Origin of the sequence: Parasphingorhabdus sp. (genome assembly GCF_036964675.1) — a bacterium.
In the GTDB taxonomy this organism is placed as follows: domain Bacteria; phylum Pseudomonadota; class Alphaproteobacteria; order Sphingomonadales; family Sphingomonadaceae; genus Parasphingorhabdus.
In genome coordinates this window covers 1-2,291 of sequence record NZ_JBALTF010000131.1, presented here as the reverse complement: position 1 = coordinate 2,291, position 2,291 = coordinate 1, and the positions used below count along the sequence as shown (strand labels likewise).

Below are 2,291 nucleotides of genomic sequence, written 5' to 3'. Positions count from 1 at the left end.
TGATAGAGGCGGGCGATTAGCCGCTTGGTGGTTCTGCTGTCAATGATTCATATCGACAAAGCGACAGCACCGTTGGCGGGTTAGTGGTGCGGAACGCCGGAGCGCGTCGTGGCGCCGGAAAAAATGCGGGCCTGAGGGCGGAATCGACTGTTGCTTCGTCAGCCGGGCTGGGGCAGAGGCTAAGCGGAAACCAAGGCACGGGTGGAACATGGACATGGATCTCGACGGACAATTGATTTGCATTTTTGGCGGCGGCGGTTTTCTTGGCCGCTATATCGCGCAAGCCCTGCTCGAGCGCGGTGCGCGGCTGCGCATTGCCGAGCGCAATATCAAGAATGCGATGCATATCAAGCCGCTCGGCAATCTCGGACAGACGCAATTTGTCAGCGCCGATGTGACCAAGGCGGCGAGCGTTGCCCGCGCGGTCCATGGCTGCGACGGCGTGATCAATCTGGTCGGCATATTGAACGGTAATTTCGAACGCGTGCATGTCGAGGGCGCGCGCAATGTTGCTGAAGCTGCCGCGGCGGCGGGTTGCCGGACGTTGTTGCACCTGTCGGCGATTGGTGCCGACAGCGCCTCGCCTGCCCGCTATGGCCGGAGCAAGGGCGACGGGGAAAAGGCGGTTTTACAGGCCTTTCCGGATGCCATCATCCTCAGACCGTCGATCATCTTTGGCCGGGAAGACCAGTTTATCAATCGCTTTGCCGCGATGATCGCGATGTTGCCGGTGGTGCCGGTGATCGGCAGCGCGACGCGGTTCCAGCCAATCTTCGTCGGTGATGTTGCCGATGCCGTGGCCGAGGCGATGAGCCATGGTGAAGTTTACGCCGGCCAGACTTATGAGCTGGGCGGCCCGGAAATCATCAGCATGGGCGATCTCAACCGGCGGATAGCGAAATTGACCGGACGCGACCGAACCTTTGTCGACGTCCCCGATTTCGCCGCCAAGATGATGGCAAGCCTGCTTGGGCCGCTGCCCGGCGCGCCGATTACCGCCGACCAGTACAAGATGTTGCAGAATGACAATATCGTGGCATCAGGCGCCAAGGGACTGGACGCTTTCGGGGTGGCACCGACACCGCTTGCTGCGGTCGCCAGCGGCTGGATGGAAAAATATACCGCCCACGGCCGCTTTGGCGCCCGCGCCAAGGCGGGCTAGGCGCCGCTAGAGCAAGCCGAGATTATAGAAAGACCGGATCAGAGAAAGACCGGGCTAGAAAAAGGCGAGCAGGGCAATGCCCATCGCCACCCGGTAGATCACAAACACCATCATCGACGCCTTGCGCAAAAATTGCATCAGGAAGGTCATCGTCGCCAGCGCCGCGACAAAAGTCAGCACGCCGGTGATCAGAGCTTCCTTCAGCAGTTCGCTGCTCGCTCCCATCAGATCGGGAATGATCAGCACGCCGGCACCGGCCACGGCGGGTATCGACAGCAGGAAGGAAAAGCGCGCCGCCTCTACCCTGGTATAGCCGAGGAAGCGGGCTGCGGTCATCGTCACGCCCGAGCGGCTGGTACCCGGGATCAGCGCCATCGCCTGCGCCAGCCCGACAATGATACCGTCTTTCAGCGTCAGATCCTCGAAGGATTTGACCTGCCGGCCGAACCGGTCTGCGATGCCCAGCAGCACGCCATAGACGATCAGGTTGACGGCGACCAAAGTGGTGCTGCGGAAACCGTCCAGATAGCCCCCGGTCTTCAGGAACAGCCCGACCAGGACAGCGGGAATCGTGCCGATGATGATCCACCAGAACAGTCGCCGTTCGGCGGCCGCCTGGCCGATCCCGATCGACGCGAGGCCACCCCGGCCCAGCGCCCAGACATCACGGAAAAAATAGGTGATGATCGCGAGCAGCGAACCGACATGGACGGCAATGTCGATCATCGGCCCCTGATCCGCGTAACCGGTAAACACCGGCAGCAGGATCAAATGACCCGAAGAGGAAATCGGCAGAAATTCGGTGACGCCCTGCACGATCGCGAGGAGCAGCATTTGAATGAAGGTCATGGGCGTTCCGTATGTTGGCTTGGCCGTATGCTGGCTGGGTCGTATGTTGGCTGGGTCTTATGTTGGCTGGGTCGTATGTTGGTTTGTCGCGCAATAGCGTTTCGCAAAGCCATTGTCGTGAGGAAAATATAGGGCCGATACGGCCTATATAAGATGACGCGTGTTCCAGCCTAGTGATCTTTAACGTCGCATTTCTCAATATTGAGACAGATTAGCTGACCTATATCGGAATTTATGCGTGACTCGCGGACCATTTTTATATATTTCCTCTCTCCTGCCC

Annotated in this window: 2 protein-coding genes; one reads left to right on the top strand and one right to left on the bottom strand. The window is 59.5% G+C overall.

Annotated elements, in window-relative coordinates:
- The first annotated feature begins 208 nt into the window (after positions 1-208).
- On the top strand, positions 209-1,162 hold the full coding sequence (locus V7665_RS13465) for a complex I NDUFA9 subunit family protein (RefSeq protein WP_335665047.1): 954 nt from the start codon (positions 209-211) through the stop codon (positions 1,160-1,162).
- Between the two features lie 54 nt (positions 1,163-1,216).
- Here V7665_RS13465 and V7665_RS13460 read toward each other — a convergent pair whose 3' ends face one another.
- On the bottom strand, positions 1,217-2,011 hold the full coding sequence (locus V7665_RS13460; RefSeq protein ID WP_335665046.1) for an undecaprenyl-diphosphate phosphatase: 795 nt from the start codon (positions 2,009-2,011) through the stop codon (positions 1,217-1,219).
- Between the last annotated feature and the right edge of the window lie 280 nt (positions 2,012-2,291).

Excerpts from the sequence above, each read along its gene's own strand:
- V7665_RS13460 (WP_335665046.1), bottom strand. The coding sequence starts at position 2,011 with ATGACCTTCATTCAAATGCTGCTCCTCGCGATCGTGCAGGGCGTCACC.
- V7665_RS13465 (WP_335665047.1), top strand. The coding sequence starts at position 209 with ATGGACATGGATCTCGACGGACAATTGATTTGCATTTTTGGCGGCGGC.